Annotated in this window: 17 protein-coding genes; 9 read left to right on the top strand and 8 right to left on the bottom strand. The window is 69.1% G+C overall.

Annotation, left to right across the window (positions count from 1 at the left end):
- Positions 1-205: 205 nt before the first annotated feature.
- Positions 206-2,005 (top strand): ABC transporter ATP-binding protein, encoded by a 1,800-nt coding sequence (locus tag D7006_RS15870; RefSeq protein ID WP_237353712.1) that lies wholly within the window; start codon positions 206-208, stop codon positions 2,003-2,005.
- A 413-nt stretch (positions 2,006-2,418) separates the two neighbouring features.
- Here D7006_RS15870 and nth read toward each other — a convergent pair whose 3' ends face one another.
- Positions 2,419-3,096: an endonuclease III gene (gene nth, locus D7006_RS15865; protein WP_237353711.1), complete on the bottom strand. Its 678-nt coding sequence runs from the start codon at positions 3,094-3,096 to the stop codon at positions 2,419-2,421.
- 406 nt (positions 3,097-3,502) lie between these two features.
- Here nth and D7006_RS15860 point away from each other — a divergent pair, with 406 nt between their 5' ends.
- Entirely contained in the window at positions 3,503-3,979 is a 477-nt protein-coding gene (locus tag D7006_RS15860; protein WP_237353710.1) for a DUF2244 domain-containing protein, read from the top strand.
- Positions 3,980-4,078: 99 nt separating this feature from the next.
- Here the strand turns inward: D7006_RS15860 and D7006_RS15855 are convergent, their stop codons facing one another.
- From D7006_RS15855 to fae, 3 genes are all read right to left on the bottom strand, one after another.
- Positions 4,079-4,774: a ChrR family anti-sigma-E factor gene (locus D7006_RS15855; protein WP_237353709.1), complete on the bottom strand. Its 696-nt coding sequence runs from the start codon at positions 4,772-4,774 to the stop codon at positions 4,079-4,081.
- Positions 4,771-5,352, bottom strand: coding sequence for a sigma-70 family RNA polymerase sigma factor (locus tag D7006_RS15850; protein WP_237353708.1), 582 nt, complete (start codon positions 5,350-5,352; stop codon positions 4,771-4,773). The genes D7006_RS15855 and D7006_RS15850 overlap by 4 nt, the downstream gene beginning before the upstream one ends.
- Before the next feature lie 242 nt (positions 5,353-5,594).
- Positions 5,595-6,134 (bottom strand): formaldehyde-activating enzyme, encoded by a 540-nt coding sequence (fae, locus tag D7006_RS15845; RefSeq protein WP_237353707.1) that lies wholly within the window; start codon positions 6,132-6,134, stop codon positions 5,595-5,597.
- Between the two features lie 188 nt (positions 6,135-6,322).
- On the opposite strand from fae, the gene D7006_RS15840 reads away from it, so the two are divergent.
- Both D7006_RS15840 and D7006_RS15835 read left to right on the top strand, forming a co-directional pair.
- Positions 6,323-6,466 (top strand): hypothetical protein, encoded by a 144-nt coding sequence (locus D7006_RS15840; RefSeq protein ID WP_024278335.1) that lies wholly within the window; start codon positions 6,323-6,325, stop codon positions 6,464-6,466.
- Positions 6,463-7,422 carry a site-specific tyrosine recombinase XerD gene (locus tag D7006_RS15835; RefSeq protein ID WP_237353706.1) on the top strand — a complete coding sequence of 320 codons (960 nt, stop codon included), beginning with the start codon at positions 6,463-6,465 and terminating at the stop codon, positions 7,420-7,422. Before D7006_RS15840 ends, D7006_RS15835 begins: the two co-directional genes overlap by 4 nt.
- Before the next feature lie 208 nt (positions 7,423-7,630).
- Here D7006_RS15835 and D7006_RS15830 read toward each other — a convergent pair whose 3' ends face one another.
- Complete coding sequence (locus D7006_RS15830) at positions 7,631-8,206, bottom strand: nitroreductase (protein WP_169122844.1); 576 nt, start codon at positions 8,204-8,206, stop codon at positions 7,631-7,633.
- A gap of 233 nt (positions 8,207-8,439) precedes the next feature.
- Between D7006_RS15830 and D7006_RS15825 the strand changes: the two genes are divergently transcribed.
- Both D7006_RS15825 and D7006_RS15820 read left to right on the top strand, forming a co-directional pair.
- Positions 8,440-9,468, top strand: coding sequence for a hypothetical protein (locus D7006_RS15825; protein ID WP_237353705.1), 1,029 nt, complete (start codon positions 8,440-8,442; stop codon positions 9,466-9,468).
- Positions 9,469-9,500: 32 nt separating this feature from the next.
- Positions 9,501-9,836, top strand: coding sequence for a cytochrome c (locus D7006_RS15820; RefSeq protein WP_237353704.1), 336 nt, complete (start codon positions 9,501-9,503; stop codon positions 9,834-9,836).
- Position 9,837: 1 nt separating this feature from the next.
- Here the strand turns inward: D7006_RS15820 and D7006_RS15815 are convergent, their stop codons facing one another.
- The 3 genes from D7006_RS15815 to thrS all read right to left on the bottom strand — a co-directional run bounded on the left by D7006_RS15815 (position 9,838) and on the right by thrS (position 12,805).
- Positions 9,838-10,254 (bottom strand): type II toxin-antitoxin system VapC family toxin, encoded by a 417-nt coding sequence (locus tag D7006_RS15815; RefSeq protein WP_237353703.1) that lies wholly within the window; start codon positions 10,252-10,254, stop codon positions 9,838-9,840.
- A 1-nt stretch (position 10,255) separates the two neighbouring features.
- Positions 10,256-10,696, bottom strand: coding sequence for a hypothetical protein (locus D7006_RS15810; protein ID WP_237353702.1), 441 nt, complete (start codon positions 10,694-10,696; stop codon positions 10,256-10,258).
- 132 nt (positions 10,697-10,828) lie between these two features.
- Entirely contained in the window at positions 10,829-12,805 is a 1,977-nt protein-coding gene (thrS, locus tag D7006_RS15805) for a threonine--tRNA ligase (RefSeq protein ID WP_169122841.1), read from the bottom strand.
- Positions 12,806-13,263: 458 nt separating this feature from the next.
- Between thrS and D7006_RS15800 the strand changes: the two genes are divergently transcribed.
- From D7006_RS15800 to D7006_RS15790, 3 genes are all read left to right on the top strand, one after another.
- Positions 13,264-13,896 (top strand): L,D-transpeptidase, encoded by a 633-nt coding sequence (locus tag D7006_RS15800; RefSeq protein ID WP_169122840.1) that lies wholly within the window; start codon positions 13,264-13,266, stop codon positions 13,894-13,896.
- A 38-nt stretch (positions 13,897-13,934) separates the two neighbouring features.
- Positions 13,935-14,948 (top strand): amino acid ABC transporter substrate-binding protein, encoded by a 1,014-nt coding sequence (locus D7006_RS15795; protein ID WP_169122839.1) that lies wholly within the window; start codon positions 13,935-13,937, stop codon positions 14,946-14,948.
- Positions 14,949-15,121: 173 nt separating this feature from the next.
- Positions 15,122-16,153, top strand: a complete 1,032-nt coding sequence (locus D7006_RS15790) for an MBL fold metallo-hydrolase (protein WP_237353701.1) — start codon at positions 15,122-15,124, stop codon at positions 16,151-16,153.
- Positions 16,154-16,161: the final 8 nt, after the last annotated feature.

The following is a 16,161-nucleotide window of genomic DNA, read 5'->3' as shown; positions in this document are numbered from 1 at the left end:
TGTGATTCCCCGCCAGCCCGGCTCCCGCCGCTAGCTTTCCGGACATCCAAGGGCCCGCGGTCCGCTACCCGCCTGCGCTGATGCGCGGGGCGGGGGGCCGCTGACGCGCCCCGTCCTCTTCCCTTCGCGGCGTCGCGCGCCGCGCGTTCCCGTTCCAATCAGGGACCGGCCTTTCGCGCCCCATGCGGCGCGGCCGGATCGTGTCATGTCGTTGTTCCAGACCCACAAGCGCGGGGTGTCGTTCCGCGCCATCTTCGCCTTCCTCTTCACCCATTGGGCGAAGCGGAAGGGAATCATCGCGGCCACTTTGGCCGCCGTCCTCGTCTCCACCCTCGCCGAGGTGCTGGTGCCGCTGTTCGCCGGCCGGCTGATCGACGCTTTGTCGCTCGCCGACCGGGAGACGGCCTGGCACCTCGCGACCATGGCCTTCCTCGCCATCGTCGGCCTTGGCGTGACGATGGTGAGCGCGCGGCATGCCACCTACTTCATCATCGTGCGGCTCACTTTGCGCATGATGTCGGACGTGGCGGCGGACGCCTTCGCGCGGGTGCAGCGCTTCTCGTCGGACTGGCACGCCTCGTCCTTCGCCGGCTCCACCGTGCGCAAGATCTCGCGCGGCATGTGGTCCCTCGACGTGCTGCACGACACCCTGCTGGTGGCGCTGTTCCCGTCCGTGGTGGCGCTGGGCGGCACGGCGCTGCTGCTCGGCTGGAACTGGCCGGTGCTGGGCGCCGTGGTGGCGGTGGGGGCGGTGGCCTTCATCGGGCTCACGCTGGCCCTGTCGGTCCACTACGTCGCCCCGGCGGCGCGCCTCTCCAATGCGTGGGACACCCGCGTCGGCGGCGTGCTGGCGGATGCGGTGGGCTGCAATGCCGTGGTGAAGGGCTATGGCGCGGAGGCCCGCGAGGAGGAGCGGCTGGAGCGGGTGCTCGGCAAGTGGAACGCCCGCACCTACCGCACCTGGATGGCGGCCACCTGGGCGGGCACGGCACAGCTTCTGGCCCTGGTGGCGCTTCAGGCGTCCATCATCGGCACGGCGCTGGTGCTGTGGCACCAGGGGCAGGCGAGCGCGGGCGATGTGGCCTATGTGCTCACCTCCTACCTCGTCATCCATTCCTACCTGCGTGACATCGGCATGCACGTCCACAATCTCCAGCGCTCCATGAACGAGCTGGAGGAACTGGTTGAGATCCACCACCAGAAGGTCGGCGTGTCCGATGCCCCCAACGCGGTGCCGGCGCAGGTGGCGGAGGGGACGATCGCGTTCGAGAACGTGACCTTCCACTATGGCGGCCACGACAAGCCGCTCTACGAGAACCTCTCCGTCACCATCCCGGCGGGGGAGCGGGTGGGCCTCGTGGGGCATTCGGGCTCGGGCAAGACCACGTTCGTCAAGCTCATCCAGCGGATGCACGACGTCTCTTCGGGGCGCGTCATCGTGGACGGGCAGGACGTGCGGGACGTGACGCAGGGCTCCCTGCGCCGCGCCATCGCCGTGGTGCAGCAGGAGCCGGTGCTGTTCCACCGTTCGCTGATGGAGAACATCGCCTATGGCCGGCCGGACGCCTCCTTCGAGGAGATCCGGCGGGCCGCGGAGCTGGCCAATGCGGCCGACTTCATCGCCCGCCTGCCGCGCGGCTACGGCACGCTGGTGGGCGAGCGGGGCGTGAAGCTCTCCGGCGGCGAGCGCCAGCGCATCGCCATCGCCCGGGCCTTCCTCGCGGACGCGCCCATCCTGATCCTGGACGAGGCGACCTCCAGCCTCGATTCGGAATCGGAAGCGGCGATCCAGGATGCGATGGAGCGGCTGATGGTGGGGCGCACCACCCTCGTCATCGCCCACCGCCTGTCCACGGTGCGCTCGCTCGACCGCCTGATGGTGTTCGACAAGGGGCGCATCGTCGAGGAGGGCGACCACGACACGCTGGTCCGCCGCGAGGGCGGCCTCTACCGCCGCCTGTTCGAGCGGCAGGCGATGGAGCTGGCCAAGGGATTGGCGGCGTGATGCGAAAGGCCTTCCCGCCTTCGGGCGGGGAGGCCGCGAAAGGCGGGCGCCCCGGACGCAGGCAGCGATAGCGGAATGCGAGCCGGGGCCCAGCGCAGGAGTTCGCCGAAGGCGGCTCAAGCGGAAAGGATGCCGGGCATTGCCGGCTGCGCCGGACTGTCCCCTGGGTCCCGGCTTGGCGCTCCGGCTGCGCCGTCGCTGGTCCGGGGCGCGATGTGACGACAAAGGCCGAGGGCGCCTTCGGGCGGGGGAGGCCTATTTCGCACCGTCATGCCCCGGCTTGTCCGGGGCATCCACCGGGCCACATGTGGGGTGCAGGAAACATCACCCCGGCGGAGGCGTGGATCCCCCGGACGAGCCGGGGGATGACGCAGGGATGGAAGTCCCCGGACATGCACCAGAGGCGGCGCGCCTCAGAAATTCTTGTCCGGCCAGCGGCACAAATCGGTGATGAGGCAGCGGCTGCATGCGGGCTTCGCGGCCTTGCAGATGTAGCGGCCGTGCAGGATGAGCCAGTGGTGGGCGTGCAGCTTGAAGCGGTCGGGGATGCGCGCCTCAAGCCCCAGCTCCACCGCCAGCGGCGTCGCGCCGGGGGCAAGGCCGGTGCGGTTGGCGACGCGGAAGAGGTGGGTGTCCACCGCGATGGTGGGCACGCCGAAGGCGATGTTCAGAACCACATTGGCCGTCTTGCGCCCGACGCCGGGCAGCGCCTCCAGCGCCTCCCGATCCTGCGGCACCACGCCGGCATGGCGTTCCAGCAGCAGACGGGAGAGTTCCACCACGTTCTTCGCCTTGCCCCGGAACAGGCCGAGGGTGCGGATGTGGTGCGCCACCTCGTCCTCCCCCAGCGCCACCATGGCGGCGGGGGTTGAGGCGGCGGCGAACAGGCCTTTCGTCGCCTTGTTCACGCCGGTGTCGGTGGCCTGGGCGGAGAGCACCACGGCGACGAGCAAAGTGAAGGCGTCGGTGTGGTCTAGCTCGCCATTGGGCTCGGGGTCCTGGGCCTCGAAGCGGGTGAAGGCTTCGGTGATCTCGGCATCGGACCAGGGCGAGACGGTACGGCCATGCACCGCCGCCGCCGCATTGGCCACCGCCTTGTTGCGGCGGGGGATGGGAGGCGGGGCTGGGGCCGGAGCGGGCGCTGCACGGCTACGCTTCGTCGGGGCACCACCCCCTGTGCCGTCATGGCCCGGCTTGTCCGGGCCATCCACGCTTCCGCCGGAGCGGTTCTGGGCCTGCGGGCGGGCGGATCGCGGCGGGGGGCGTTTGACACCACCGGCCGGGGTGACGGGTAAGGCTTTCGTGGATTTCCCTGCCCTCTTCGCCGCGCGCGGGGGCGCAGGGGCGTCAGCCTCAGGCCCGGCGGCGGGCGTGGTGTCAGCGGGTTTAGGCGGGGTGATCCTGCGCGGCATTTTTCGGGTATACTGCCCAGCAATGCCCCAGACCAGCGACCGAGACAGCGCACCCGAGACGCACGCGCAGGCTCAAGACGAGCCCGTGGTCTATGCGGTCACGCTCGCGCCGCACCGCTCCCTCTCCAAGCGCGGCTTCTTCTGGGTGATGGCGGGCATCGGCGCGGTGAGCTTCCTGTCCGGCGCGGCCTTCCTCGCCATGGGCGCGTGGCCGATCTTCGGTTTCTTCGGCCTCGACGTGCTGCTGATCTACATCGCCTTCCGCGCCAGCTTCCGCTCGGCGCGGGCGCGCGAGCACATCTTGGTCACGCCGAGCCTCGTGGAAATCCGCCGCGAGCCGGCGGCGGGGCGGCCTTCCACCACTCGGCTCAATCCGTTCTGGACCCGCCTGTGGCGCAAGGACGACGAGGAACTGGGGACGTTGGACGTCGCCCTCATCAGCGGCAAGCGCACCGTTCCGGTGGGCCGCTTCCTCGGCCCCGTCCAGAAGGCGGAGCTGGCGAGCGATCTCACCGAGGCGCTGGTGGTGGTGAAGAGGGGCGTGACGCGGACGCAGTTCTGATGTCCCCGCGCCCAAGCCCGCGCGGCGTTTGAGCGTAGGCAACGTCAAAGCCCGCGCGGCGCCTGAGCGAAAAAACGCTGAAGCTCTGCGGCCAAGCCCTCAGAGAAACGGCCGCGTCACCATGCCGAGCAGGCCGCGGAAGCGGATGCGGCCGTCGAAGGCGGCGAGGCAGATGCATTCGCCGTCATCATCCACGCGGGGGGAGTGGTCCACCTCGGCGTCGCACTCCACGAGATCGCCGGGGCCGTAGTGGCCGTCCGGGTCGCTGAAGCCTCCGCAGATCACATGGGTGAATTCCAGCCCCGCATGGGTGTGCTGAGGAATGGCCCGGCCCGGCGCGATGCGGAACAGCAGCACCTGCGCGTCCGGGTCTTCCTCCAGATGCACGAGGCCGAGGCGCACGCCCGGTGCCACCGGCACCAGACGGCCGATGCGGCGGGAGGCGATGGCCGGCGGCAGCACCACGCCGGGCGGCAGCTTCAGCCCCTCAGGCAGCGGCCAGCGCTTCGGCGGCGTAGCACCGGCGGCTTCCGCATGATGGAGCACGGCGGGATTGCGACGTGTGGACGGGCGATCAAGCCGCGCCAGCGCGCGGTCGAGGGCGTCGGGGGCGAGGGCGAGGGGCTCGCAGGCCTCGAGCAGAGCGCCGCCGACGGACATCAGACGGGCCACCGTCGCCCGGCATTCGGGGCATCCTTCGAGATGCACATCCACCAGCAGGCGGGGACCGGCCGGCAGCGTGCCCGCCGCGTAGCGCAGCAGGGTCTCGGTGCCGGGATGGGTCGAAGCACTCATTTCAGGTCTTCCAGCAAAGCGCGCAGACGGTTGAGCGCGAGGCGCACGCGCGACTTGGCGGTGCCCAGCGGAATGCCCAGCTCCTGCGCGATCTGCGAATGGGGCTTCTCCTGAAAGAAGGAGAGGCGGACGATGGTGGCCTGTTCCTCCGACAGCTTGGCGAGGGCGGCGCGCACGCGCGCTTCCCGCTCGGCGGTCATGAGCATGGTCTCGCCCGAGGTCTCGTCAACCTCGTCCTCGTGGGCCTCGGCCTGATAGGTATCACCATAGCGCTCGCGGCGCTTGAGGTCGATGGAGAGGTTGCGGGCGATGGTGAAGATCCAGGTGGAGGCGGCGGCGCGGGTGGGGTCGAAATAGGCCGCCTTGCGCCACACCGTCAGCAGGGTTTCCTGCGCCAGCTCCTCGGCGGCGTTGGCGGAAAGGCCGTTGCGCACGAGATAGGATTTCACCCGCGGCGCGAAATGGCGGAACAGCCGGCCGAACGCCTCGCGATCGGCGCGAGTGGCGATGGCGACGATGAGCGCGCTCAGCTCGGCACCGGAGGCGGCGACCCGTGGCTCGGCGGGCTGGACGCTCATGGCCGAGGCTCCGCCCGGACGAACGCCGCCGTTCGGCAGCGTTCGGGTGCGACGCGGCTTCGGCAGTTCGACGATGAGACTGGGCTCGGCGACATTCATGCTCTCGATACGCGGAACGCGGCCTGGCGGATGATGGGGCCGGCCCGGAAAAAAATCGTCCGGACCCGCCCCGTGACCACCGGCGCAAGCCGGACCCTAGCCGAGCGGCGGGTCCGGCTCCACCAACGTCACCGTGACCGGGCTCAGTACTCGATGACGCCCTCGAGCGCGTAGTGCTTCACGCTCTTGCGGTTGGCGATCAGCTCGTCGATGGACGGCTCGCTCTTCAGCGCGCGGGCGATGGCGAGCTTGGTCGCCTCGTAATTGGTGCGGTAGAGGTCGGCCTTGTCGAGGTTGGGGTCCTCGGGGCAGCGCGGGTCCAGCCACACCATGATGATCATGGCCAGCTCGTCCACCTGATCCTTAGGGATGATGCCCTCGCTGACGCAATCGACGATGGCGTCGCCCATGGCCGCCTGCACGACGCCGCCGAGCAGCTCCACATATTCGGCGGTGTGGATGGTGGCCTTGGTGGTCATCATCGTCGCCGGGCGCACCATCTGGTTGAGGTCGCGCACCACGAACATGCGGGTGTGGCCCTGCACCTGCCCCATCATGGAGGCGAAGGCCTGACCCACCGGGCCGCGCACCGAGCCGATCAGCACTTCCGGCATGGCGTCCGTCACCTGCCCGTCCGCTGCCAGCACCGTCGCCTCGCCCGCCTTGAACCAGATGTCGCTCATCATTTCCTCCTCGTTGGGAGCCGGCAGCAAAGCACCCGCCGCCCCGCCCGTCCAAGGCGACCCTGCGTCGCTGGTGCCAAAGGGCACTGGGGCGGTGCCTCGGGTTGAATGGCGGCGCGGGCCGTGGCACCTCTGGCGCGAGAGGGGTGCCCGTGGGCGATTCGCGCCCGCACCTGAAGGAGCCGGCGATGCCCACGCTCTTCCGCATTCTGGTGGTGCTGGCCGTGCTCGGCGGCCTCGGCTATGCCGCCTTGTGGGCGCTCGCCACGCGGGTCGAGCCGCAGGAGCGGGAACTCTCCTTCACCGTCGCCCCCGAAAAGATCGGCAAATGACGGCCCCCGGCGCGACGGCCCAGGGTCCGGTCGCGCTGTTCCTTGACATGCAGGCGGTGGAGCGCGGCGCGGGCGCCAACACGCTGGACGCCTACCGGCGCGACCTGACCGACCTCGCGGACTTCCTCTCCCCCCGCGCCATCGCCGCGGCCGATACGCAGGCCATCCGCGACTGGCTCGCCGATCTCTCCGCCCGGGGCTTCAAGGCGACCACCGTGGCGCGTCGCCTCTCCGCCGTGCGCCAGTTCTTCCGCTTTCTCTATGCCGAGGGGCACCGGGGGGATGATCCCGCCGCCGTGCTGGAAGGCCCGAGGCGCGGGCGGCCTTTGCCCAAGGTGCTGACGGTGGAGGAGGTCTCCACCCTGATCGAGACCGCCCACGCCCGCGCGGCCGAGGTGCCGGCGGGGGAGGGCGAGGCCGCCGGCAAGGCGCGCGCGGAAATGCTGAAGCGCCGTCGCACCGCCGCCGTGATCGAGCTGCTCTATGCCAGCGGCCTGCGCATTTCCGAGCTGGTGTCGCTGCCGGCCGCCGCCGCGCGAGCGCGGGGCGATGCCATTCTCGTCACCGGCAAGGGCCGCAAGGAACGGCTCGTGCCGCTGTCCGATCCCGCGCGGGCGGCCATGGCGGCCTATCTCGATGCCCGCAAGGCGGCGGGGCTGGAGGCGTCGCGCTGGCTGTTCCCGTCCTCGGGCGAGAGCGGCTACGTGACCCGCCAGCAGGCGGCGCGGGATTTGAAGGAGCTGGCGCTGGCCGCAGGGCTGGACCCCGCCAAGCTCTCCCCCCACGTCCTGCGCCACGCCTTCGCCAGCCATCTTCTGGCCCATGGCGCGGACCTTCGGGTGGTGCAGACCCTGCTCGGCCATGCCGATGTCTCCACCACCCAGATCTATACCCATGTTCTGGACGAACGCCTCAAGAGCATGGTGCGCGACCTTCACCCGCTTTCGGATGAGTGATGGGGCAGGGGCTGAGCCCCGGTTCCCCGGACAAGCGACGACGCAGCCGGAGCGCTGATCCGCGGCCCAGCGCGAAACTCCCGCGCAGCGGGCAATGGCCATGAGCGGGGATCAGGAAGCGACTGCGGCGTCGCCTTGCGCTGGACCCCGGCTCGCATGGCGCTTCATGCGTCCGGGGTGCGAGAGCGGTTCAATCGATCGCGTGTGCTCAGAACCGCGTGACCACAGCCGCGAGGGGCGGGCGGGGGCGGTCTTCCAGCTTCTGGGTGGCGGTGCCGATATAGATGAAGCCGACGAAGCGCTCGAACTCGTCGAGGCCCAGCGCCGCGCGGGCATTGGCGTCGTAGGTCGTCCATTCGGTGAGCCAGGTGGCGCCGTAGCCCAGCGCCGCGCAGGCGACGAGGATGTTCTGGCAGGCGGCGGCGGCCGACAGCAACTGCTCGTATTCCGGGATCTTCACGTGCGGCGCCGCCCGGGAGACCACCGCCACCACGAGGGGGGCGCGCAGGAAACGCGCGCGCTCATCCTCCAGCCGCTTCTCCCCGACGCCCGGATCGGACTGCGCCAGCGCCTCCGCCAGCAGCGCGCCGGCCCGGTCGCGGCCGTCCCCCTCCAGCACGATGAAGCGCCAGGGGGCGAGCTTGCCATGGTCCGGCACGCGGGCGGCGATGGTGAGGATGGTGTCCAGCTCCTCCGGCGACGGGCCGGGGGCGGTGAGATCGAGCACGCGCGACGAGCGGCGGGTGGCGAGCAGGGCGATGGTCTCGGGGCTTGTATCGGTCATGGGGGCAATGGCATCCGATGAAAGGGTCCGGGGCAATCTACAGAGCGGCCGCCGAGTAAGGAACAGCGCGGGCGCGGCGGCAACCGGCCGCAGGCTGACGCGGCGGGTGACTTGAATCCGCCCCGAATTTTGTGCACGTCAGGGGCATGATCCGCTTCGCTCGTGCTTTCCCCCGGTTCCGCGACCCCCGGCCGTCCGCCCCGGCGTCGCGGATGTGGGCGGTCGGGCGCGCGATGCGGGTGGCTGCATTGGGAATCTGGGCCGCGCTGGCGCCCTTGGGTCTCGTTGCGGGAGCAGGGCCGGCCGCCGCGCAGTCCATGCAGTTTCTCGGCCCGCCCACCGCGCCCCCACCGCCCGGCCCGTTCGGCACCCCGCCTGCGGCGCGGCCCACCGGGCTGCCGCCGGGCCTGCCTCCGCCGCCCGGACAGCCCGGCCCCTCGGGCCAGGCCGGCCAGCCCGGCCGCGAGCCGCATTCCGTGCTGCCGCCGGCGCCTCCCGGCAAGGCGGCGCTCGGCGTCTATGCGCGCTTCGGCGCGGAAGGCGGCTCCATCCCGCGCGGCCTCGTCTGGCGCGTCTTCGCCGACCAGCCGGAAGCCTCCACCGGTGCCTTCCCGCTGGTGGCGGAGAGTTCGGAGCCGGCGCCCGTCTTCTTCCTCAATCCGGGCGGCTACATCGTCCACGTCACCTACGGCTTCGCCACCGCGGCGCAGCGGGTGCAGATGGGGCCGGTCTCGCGCCGGCAGGCGTTCGAGGTGCCGGCCGGCGCCCTGCGCCTCGCCGCCGACGTGGACGACAAGCCGATCCCCGCCCAGAAGCTCACCTTCGACATCTTCGAGGGCTCCTTCCTGCAGGGCCGCACCTCCAGCCAGCCTTATTATCGCGGCGCCGCTGCGGGCGACGTGGTGCTGCTGCCGGAGGGCACCTATCACGTGGTGTCCACCTATGGCGACGCCAACGCCGTGGTGCGCGCGGACGTGATCGTCCAGCCCGGCAAGCTCACCGATGCGACGGTCCATCACCGGGCGGCGCAGATCAGCCTGAAGCTGGTGAAGGTGGCCCACGGCGAGGCGCAGGCCGACACCCAGTGGACGGTCATCACCCCCGGCGGCGACACCATCAAGGAATCCATCGGCGCCTTCCCGACCCTCGTGCTCTCGGAAGGCGACTATTCCGTCATCGCCCGCAAGGATGGCAAGAATTTCAGCCGCGACATCAAGGTCGAGGCCGGCAAGAACCAGGAGGTGGAGGTTCTGGCGAAGTGACGCCCGTCCGCCGCCTCGTCCGGAGGGTCCCCATGGTGCGTCTTTTCCTGCGTGCGACCGGCGTCGTCGCGCTCCTCGCCCTCGCCACGCCGTTTCTTGCCGCCGCACCCGCCCGCGCCGCCGACGCTGCGGCCGGGCAGGCGATCGCCCAGCGCTGGTGCGCCAGCTGCCATGTGGTCGGGACCGCGCCCCAGAGCGCCGCCAGCGACGCCCCCACCTTCGCCAGCATCGCCGCGCGCGACGGCGACCTTTCCGGCCCGTGGCTGGCCTTCCGCCTGCTGAAGCCGCACCCCCAGATGCCCCAGGTCTCCCTCACCCGCGCCGAGGCGGCGGACCTCGCCGCCTATTTCGCGACGCTGAAGAAGTAGGTCAGCACGCGATGGCCTGAAGGTGCCCACGGGCGGCAAAGCCGAGGATGAGCCGGTCGCGCGTCATCAGCTGGTAGCCGTGATGGCGCGCCATGGCGATCATGATGCGATCGACGGGATCGCGGGGGGGCTCGTCCGGCAGGAAGGACGATTCAACCAGGGCCTCGGGCGGCATGGCCGCAAGCGCCACGCCGGGCAGGGCGACGAGCGCACGGAACCAGGCGGCGGGCGACTGCGCCAGCGCGATCTTCCGGGACGCCACCAACTGGCCGATCTCCCACGCCGTCATGGGGCAGACGTAGATCGATTGCCCGGCCTCGCGGGCATCGGCCAGCCGTTCCAGCGCTTCGGGTGCGATCCTGTCGCCGTTGGCGATCCAGATGGCGGCGCAGGTGTCGAGCAGGATGGGAAGGGCCATCTCAGCGGTCCGCCCGCCAGTCGGTGGCGGTGGGCGCGGTGAGGTCGGTTCCATCCGGAACCGTGACGGTGCCCTTGAGCGCCCCATAGAGCGCCTTCAGCAGGGTCGCGCGGTCCGTGAACGGCGGAGGAGCCGCTTCCGTGGCGGTCTCCTTGCCCCCGTCGCCCGCGTCACGGCGGAACACGAGGCGCCCCGCCTCCATGTCCACCTGCTCGGACTTATAGCCCGCGGCCAGCCATGCCCAGGTAATAACACTGTTTGTGGGGTTGTTGCTCCACCAGGCACGGTGACGGCGTGCGCTGGCGGGGAGGGGATGGCCGACCAGGGCCTCGATCTCTTCGAACGTCATGGCCACATGAGGCTGGCCAACCCGACGAAGATAGGCGGTCAAAGGTGCGTAGCGGGAGTCGGTCGGGGCCTTGAGCGCGTTGGACGATGCCATTGGAGCCTCCTTATTCCACTGTCCGGAGGCTAGATCAAGAAACAGTGTTTGTAACCAGTGTTAGTTGTGTATCCCAAAAAGAAAGGCGGAGCCGAAGCCCCGCCTTCATTTCTTCCGTCCTGTCGGCGGATCTCACGCCGCCTTGGCGGCCAGCACCTTGCGCTTGAGGTCCGGCGGCACGGCCTCGTCCACCAGCGCTGCCACCACCTCGTCCAGAGACCCGGAGGTCTGGGCGTTGGAGCCGAGGCGGCGGATGGAGAGGGTGCGTTCGGCCGCCTCCTTCTTGCCCGCCACCAGCAGCACCGGCACCTTGGCCAGCGAGTGCTCGCGCACCTTGAGGTTGATCTTCTCGTTGCGCAGGTCGAGTTCCGCCCGAAGGCCCGCCGCCTTCAGCTCGCGCACCACTTCGGCGGCGTAATCGTCCGCATCCGAGGTGATGGTGGCGACCACCACCTGCGTGGGAGCGAGCCACAGGGGGAAGTGCCCGGCGAAGTGCTCGATGAGGATGCCGGTGAACCGCTCCATGGAGCCGCAGATGGCGCGATGGATCATCACCGGCGTCTTCTTCTGGCCGTCCGCATCCACATAGAAGGCGCCGAACCGCTCCGGCAGGTTGAAGTCCACCTGCGTGGTGCCGCACTGCCATTCGCGGCCGATGGCATCCTTCAGCGTGTATTCGAACTTGGGGCCGTAGAAGGCGCCTTCGCCCGGCAGGATGCCGGTCTTGATGCGCCCGCCCGACTGGGCCTCGATTTCGGCCAGCACGCGGGTCATCACCTCCTCGGCGTGATCCCACACGGCATCCGAGCCGACGCGCTTCTCCGGCCGGGTGGAGAGCTTCACCACGATCTCCTCGAAGCCGAAATCGGCGTAGGTGGAGAGGATGAGATCGTTGATCTTCAGGCACTCCGCCGCCATCTGCTCCTCGGTGCAGAAGATGTGGGCGTCGTCCTGGGTGAAGCCGCGCACGCGCATCAGACCATGCAGCGCGCCGGAGGGCTCGTAGCGGTGCACCGCGCCGAACTCGGCGAGGCGCATGGGCAGGTCGCGATAGCTTTTCAGGCCGTGCTTGAAGATCTGCACATGGCCGGGGCAGTTCATGGGCTTCAGCGCGAAGACGCGCTCGTCCTTGGTCTCGTCGCCGGCCGACTGGACCTTGAACATGTTCTCCTTGTACCAGCCCCAGTGGCCGGAGGTCTCCCACAGGGAGTGGTCGAGCACCTGCGGGGCGTTGACCTCGCTGTAGTCGGCCTTCAGCCGCCGGCGCATGTAGGCGACCAGTTCCTGGAACAGGGTCCAGCCCTTGGGATGCCAGAAGACGGTGCCGGGGCCTTCCTCCTGGAAGTGGAACAGGTCCATCTCCCGGCCGAGGCGGCGGTGGTCGCGCTTCTCGGCCTCCTCCAGGCGATGGAGATAGGCGCCGAGCTCCTTCTCGTCCTGCCAGGCGGTGCCGTAGATGCGGGTGAGCATCGGGTTGTTCGAATCACCGCGCCAGTAGGCGCCCGCCACCTTCATCAGCTTGAAGGCGTTGCCGATCTTGCCTGTGGAGGGCATGTGCGGGCCGCGGCAGAGGTCGAACCACTCGCCCTGCTTGTAGATCTTCACGTCCTGGTCTTCCGGGATCGCGTCGACCAGCTCGACCTTGTAGTTCTCGCCCTTGGCGGCGAACACGCGCTTGGCCTCCTCGCGCGTCCACACTTCCCTGGTGAAGGGGCGGTCGCGGGCGATGATCTCGCGCATCTTCGCCTCGATGACCGGCAGGTCTTCCGAGGTGAAGGGGGCGTTGCGGGCGAAGTCGTAATAGAAGCCGTTCTCGATCACCGGGCCGATGGTGACCTGGGTGCCCGGCCACAGCTCCTGCACCGCTTCCGCCATCACATGCGAGCAGTCGTGCCGGATCAGCTCCAGCGCGCGGGGATCGTCGCGGGTGACGATCTCCAGCTTCGCGTCGCGGGTGATGGGCTGGGACAGGTCGGCCAGCTCCCCGTCGAGGGTGACGGCCACGGCCTTCTTGGCGAGGGATTTGGAGATGGCGGCGGCGATGTCCGCGCCGGACGTCCCCTCGGCATAATCGCGCTTGGCGCCGTCGGGGAAGGTCAGGGAAATCATGTCTTGGCTCCTTGCGGCCCACTCCTGCGCACCTCGCAGGTAGGCCTTTTCGTTAAGCGCGCCCTTTTAGGCGAGGCCGTGGCGCCGCGTAAAGCGCGCCCGCCCGACGCCGGGGGCGAACGGGGCACACAGGCAAGGCCGGCGACAGCCCCGGGGCGGGAAAAACGCTCGATCCACGCTCCGGATACCGTTCAGCAATCCTTCAGGACCAAAATGCTTCAGTGCTTCGGCCGCGTCCCCCCTTTCCCTCGCGCGCGGCCTCGGCTAATCGGAAAGCGGGGTCGTGAGTGTTCGCCATGCCGGCGTCGTTCCGGAAAGGTCCAGGGAGGGCCTTTTTTGGAAGGCAGGGCGGGTCACGCGGGGTGGGAAACCGGTCGGGCGCCTTTGGTGGCCGCACGATCGGCGAGGACACCGCTCGACCGGGTTCATAGCCCGGGATGCGTCTAGAAGAGGCCGGCATGATGCCTGTGACGATCAAGACCTTGACCTTCGCCGCCCTGCTTCAGGTGGGCGTGTTTGCCTTCGCCACCGGCGCCAGCGCCCAGGTGGGCCCGCGCGGTGGCCCGGGCGCCGTGATGGACATTGATGAACAGCCGGGCCTCACCGCGCCGGACGATGACATCGCCCAGCTCGATCCGCAGTTCCGCCACCAGCCGGTGTATTTCCGCACCACGGAAAAGCCCGGCACCATCGTGATCCACACCAACGAGCGCTTCCTGTACCTCGTGCAGGGCGACAACCGCGCCATGCGCTACGGCATCGGCGTAGGCCGCGACGGCTTCCAGTGGTCGGGTCTCAAGACCATCGAGCGCAAGGCCGAGTGGCCGGACTGGACCCCGCCGTCCGAAATGATCCAGCGCCAGCCCTATCTGCCGCGCTTCATGGCCGGCGGCCCCGGTAATCCCATGGGCGCCCGCGCGCTCTATATCGGCGGCACCGTCTACCGCATCCACGGCACCAACCAGCCGCAGACCATCGGCTACGCCGTGTCGTCGGGCTGCTTCCGCCTCGTGAACAGCGAGATCATCGACCTCTACAGCCGTGTCCCGGTGGGCACGAAGGTCGTGGTTCGCCAGCAGGCCGCTCTCTGAGAGCGGCCCTTTCCGACACATATTCACTGGGGGACTTCATGAAGACGATCCTGGCCCTAATGGCCGGCGCGGCCCTTGCGCTCGGCGCGACGGCGGCAACTGCGCAGACCCTCAAGACCGTGAAGGACCGCGGCGAACTGGTCTGCGGCGTCTCCAAGGGGCTCCCCGGATTCTCCGCGCAGGACGCCTCCGGCAAGTGGTCGGGCTTCGACGTCGACGTCTGCAAGGCGCTGGCGGCGGCCATCTTCGACGACGCGAACAAGGTGAAGTACGTGCCGCTGACCGCGGACGAGCGCTTCCCCGCCCTCACCAAGGGCGATATCGACGTGCTCTCGCGCAACTCCACCTGGACGCTGGAGCGCGAGGCCAAGCTCGGCCTGCTCTTCACCGCCATCAATTATTATGACGGCCAGGGCTTCCTGGTGCGCGACGCCCGCAAGGTCACGTCCGCCCTCGAGCTCGACAAGTCCAAGGTCTGCGTCCAGGCGGGCACCACCGCCGAGAGCAACACCAAGGACTATTTCGCCGCCAACGGCATGACGCTTGAGCTGGTCACCCTGCCCACCTCCGGCGAGCTGGTGAAGGCGTATGACGAGGGCAAGTGCGACACGCTCACCACCGACGTGTCGCAGCTCTATGCGCTGCGCCTCACCATGGCCAAGCCCGGTGACCACATCGTGCTGCCCGACGTCATCTCCAAAGAGCCCCTCGGCCCCGTCGTCCGCCAGGGCGACGACCAGTGGTTCAATCTGGTGAAGTGGACGGTGTACGCGATGATCAACGCCGAGGAACTCGGCGTCGCCACCAACACCCTGGACGCCGCGATCAAGTCCCAGAAGCCCGAGGTGAAGCGCCTCGTGGGCAATGAGGGCAATTACGGCGAAGAGCTGGGCGTGACCAAGGACTTCGTCGTGCGTATCGTCAAGGCGGTGGGCAATTACGGCGAGAGCTTCGAGCGCAACGTGGGCGCCGCTTCCAAGCTCGGCATCCCGCGCGGCATCAACCAGCTGTGGAGCATGGGTGGCATCCAGTACGCGCCGCCGGTGCGTTGATAGGGTGCCGGGATCGGCGGTGCGCTGATCCTTATGGCTAAGCTGCTGGTTTGGTTTATGATTCGAAACGCCGCGCTCGCAGGGATGTGAGCGCGGCGTTTCCGTTCCGGCATCGACCTGCCTTGAAGCCGTGTCCTAATCTCCCCGGCGCTTGATGCCCCGAGGAGAATTGGATGACCGAGGTTTCCCGCCGGACCCTTCTGGCCGGCACGGCCGGCATCGCCGGTGCCATTGTCGGTGGACTGGGTGGCGCTGCCGCCCAGACGCCCGCCCAGCCCGTCGCCGGCACCCAATCCACCCCCGCCCCCAATCCCGATGCTGCCAAGGCATCCGGCCCGGTGCAGGTACCGAGCGCCTATCGCTACAAGGTCGGCGACGTGGTGGTGACGGCCATCTCCGACGGCATGCGCACGATCCCGCTGTCCGACACCTTCGTGCGCAACCAGCCGAAGGACGCGGTGAATGCGGCCCTGAAGAAGGCCTATCTGCCTGAAAATCAGGTGCCGATCTCCTTCACCGTCCTGCTGCTCGATATCGGCGGCAAGAAGGTGCTGATCGATACCGGCAATGGTGGGCAGGCCGGCCCCGTGGGCCTTGTGCGCGGCACCCTTCAGGATCTTGAGATCGATCCCGCCTCCATCGATCAGGTGGTCATCTCCCACTTCCATCAGGACCATATCAACGGCCTGCTTGCCGCCGATGGCACGCCCGCCTTCCCCAAGGCGCAGCTCATGGTGCCGGAGCGCGAATGGGCGTTCTGGATGGACGACGGCCAGATGAGCCGCGCGCCGGATGGCCTCAAGGCCGGCTTCCAGAATGTGCGCCGCGTGTTCAAGCCGTTCGAGGGCAAGGTGGAGCGCTACGCCTGGGACAAGGAGGTGGCGCCGGGCCTCAAGGCGGTCGGCACGCCCGGCCATACGCCGGGACATACCTCCTTCGAGCTGGATTCGGGCTTCGACACCCTCTTCATCCAGTCCGACATCACCAATCTGCCGGCCCTGTTCGTGGCCAATCCCGGCTGGCATGCCATGTTCGACATGGACGCCGCAGCGGCCGAGGCGGTGCGGCGCAAGACCTACGACCGCCTCGCGGCGGACCGCATCCTGGTGGCGGGCTATCACTTCCCGTTCCCCGGCGCGGCCTACCTGGAAAAGCAGGGCGACGGCTACCGCTATCAGCCGGTCTACTGGCGCCCGGTGCTCTGAGGGGCGAG

Source organism: Xanthobacter sp. YC-JY1 (assembly GCF_021730305.1).
GTDB classification, from domain to species: Bacteria; Pseudomonadota; Alphaproteobacteria; order Rhizobiales; family Xanthobacteraceae; genus Xanthobacter; species Xanthobacter flavus.
Note: the sequence above shows the minus strand (reverse complement) of the source record. Positions and strands in the feature narration are given on the sequence as shown.

Excerpts from the sequence above, each read along its gene's own strand:
- D7006_RS15870 (WP_237353712.1), top strand. The coding sequence starts at position 206 with ATGTCGTTGTTCCAGACCCACAAGCGCGGGGTGTCGTTCCGCGCCATC.
- D7006_RS15855 (WP_237353709.1), bottom strand. The coding sequence starts at position 4,774 with ATGAGTGCTTCGACCCATCCCGGCACCGAGACCCTGCTGCGCTACGCG.
- D7006_RS15850 (WP_237353708.1), bottom strand. The coding sequence starts at position 5,352 with ATGAGCGTCCAGCCCGCCGAGCCACGGGTCGCCGCCTCCGGTGCCGAG.
- fae (WP_237353707.1), bottom strand. The coding sequence starts at position 6,134 with ATGAGCGACATCTGGTTCAAGGCGGGCGAGGCGACGGTGCTGGCAGCG.
- D7006_RS15840 (WP_024278335.1), top strand. The coding sequence starts at position 6,323 with ATGCCCACGCTCTTCCGCATTCTGGTGGTGCTGGCCGTGCTCGGCGGC.
- D7006_RS15835 (WP_237353706.1), top strand. The coding sequence starts at position 6,463 with ATGACGGCCCCCGGCGCGACGGCCCAGGGTCCGGTCGCGCTGTTCCTT.
- D7006_RS15830 (WP_169122844.1), bottom strand. The coding sequence starts at position 8,206 with ATGACCGATACAAGCCCCGAGACCATCGCCCTGCTCGCCACCCGCCGC.
- D7006_RS15825 (WP_237353705.1), top strand. The coding sequence starts at position 8,440 with ATGCGGGTGGCTGCATTGGGAATCTGGGCCGCGCTGGCGCCCTTGGGT.
- D7006_RS15820 (WP_237353704.1), top strand. The coding sequence starts at position 9,501 with ATGGTGCGTCTTTTCCTGCGTGCGACCGGCGTCGTCGCGCTCCTCGCC.
- D7006_RS15815 (WP_237353703.1), bottom strand. The coding sequence starts at position 10,254 with ATGGCCCTTCCCATCCTGCTCGACACCTGCGCCGCCATCTGGATCGCC.
- D7006_RS15810 (WP_237353702.1), bottom strand. The coding sequence starts at position 10,696 with ATGGCATCGTCCAACGCGCTCAAGGCCCCGACCGACTCCCGCTACGCA.
- thrS (WP_169122841.1), bottom strand. The coding sequence starts at position 12,805 with ATGATTTCCCTGACCTTCCCCGACGGCGCCAAGCGCGATTATGCCGAG.
- D7006_RS15800 (WP_169122840.1), top strand. The coding sequence starts at position 13,264 with ATGATGCCTGTGACGATCAAGACCTTGACCTTCGCCGCCCTGCTTCAG.
- D7006_RS15795 (WP_169122839.1), top strand. The coding sequence starts at position 13,935 with ATGAAGACGATCCTGGCCCTAATGGCCGGCGCGGCCCTTGCGCTCGGC.
- D7006_RS15790 (WP_237353701.1), top strand. The coding sequence starts at position 15,122 with ATGACCGAGGTTTCCCGCCGGACCCTTCTGGCCGGCACGGCCGGCATC.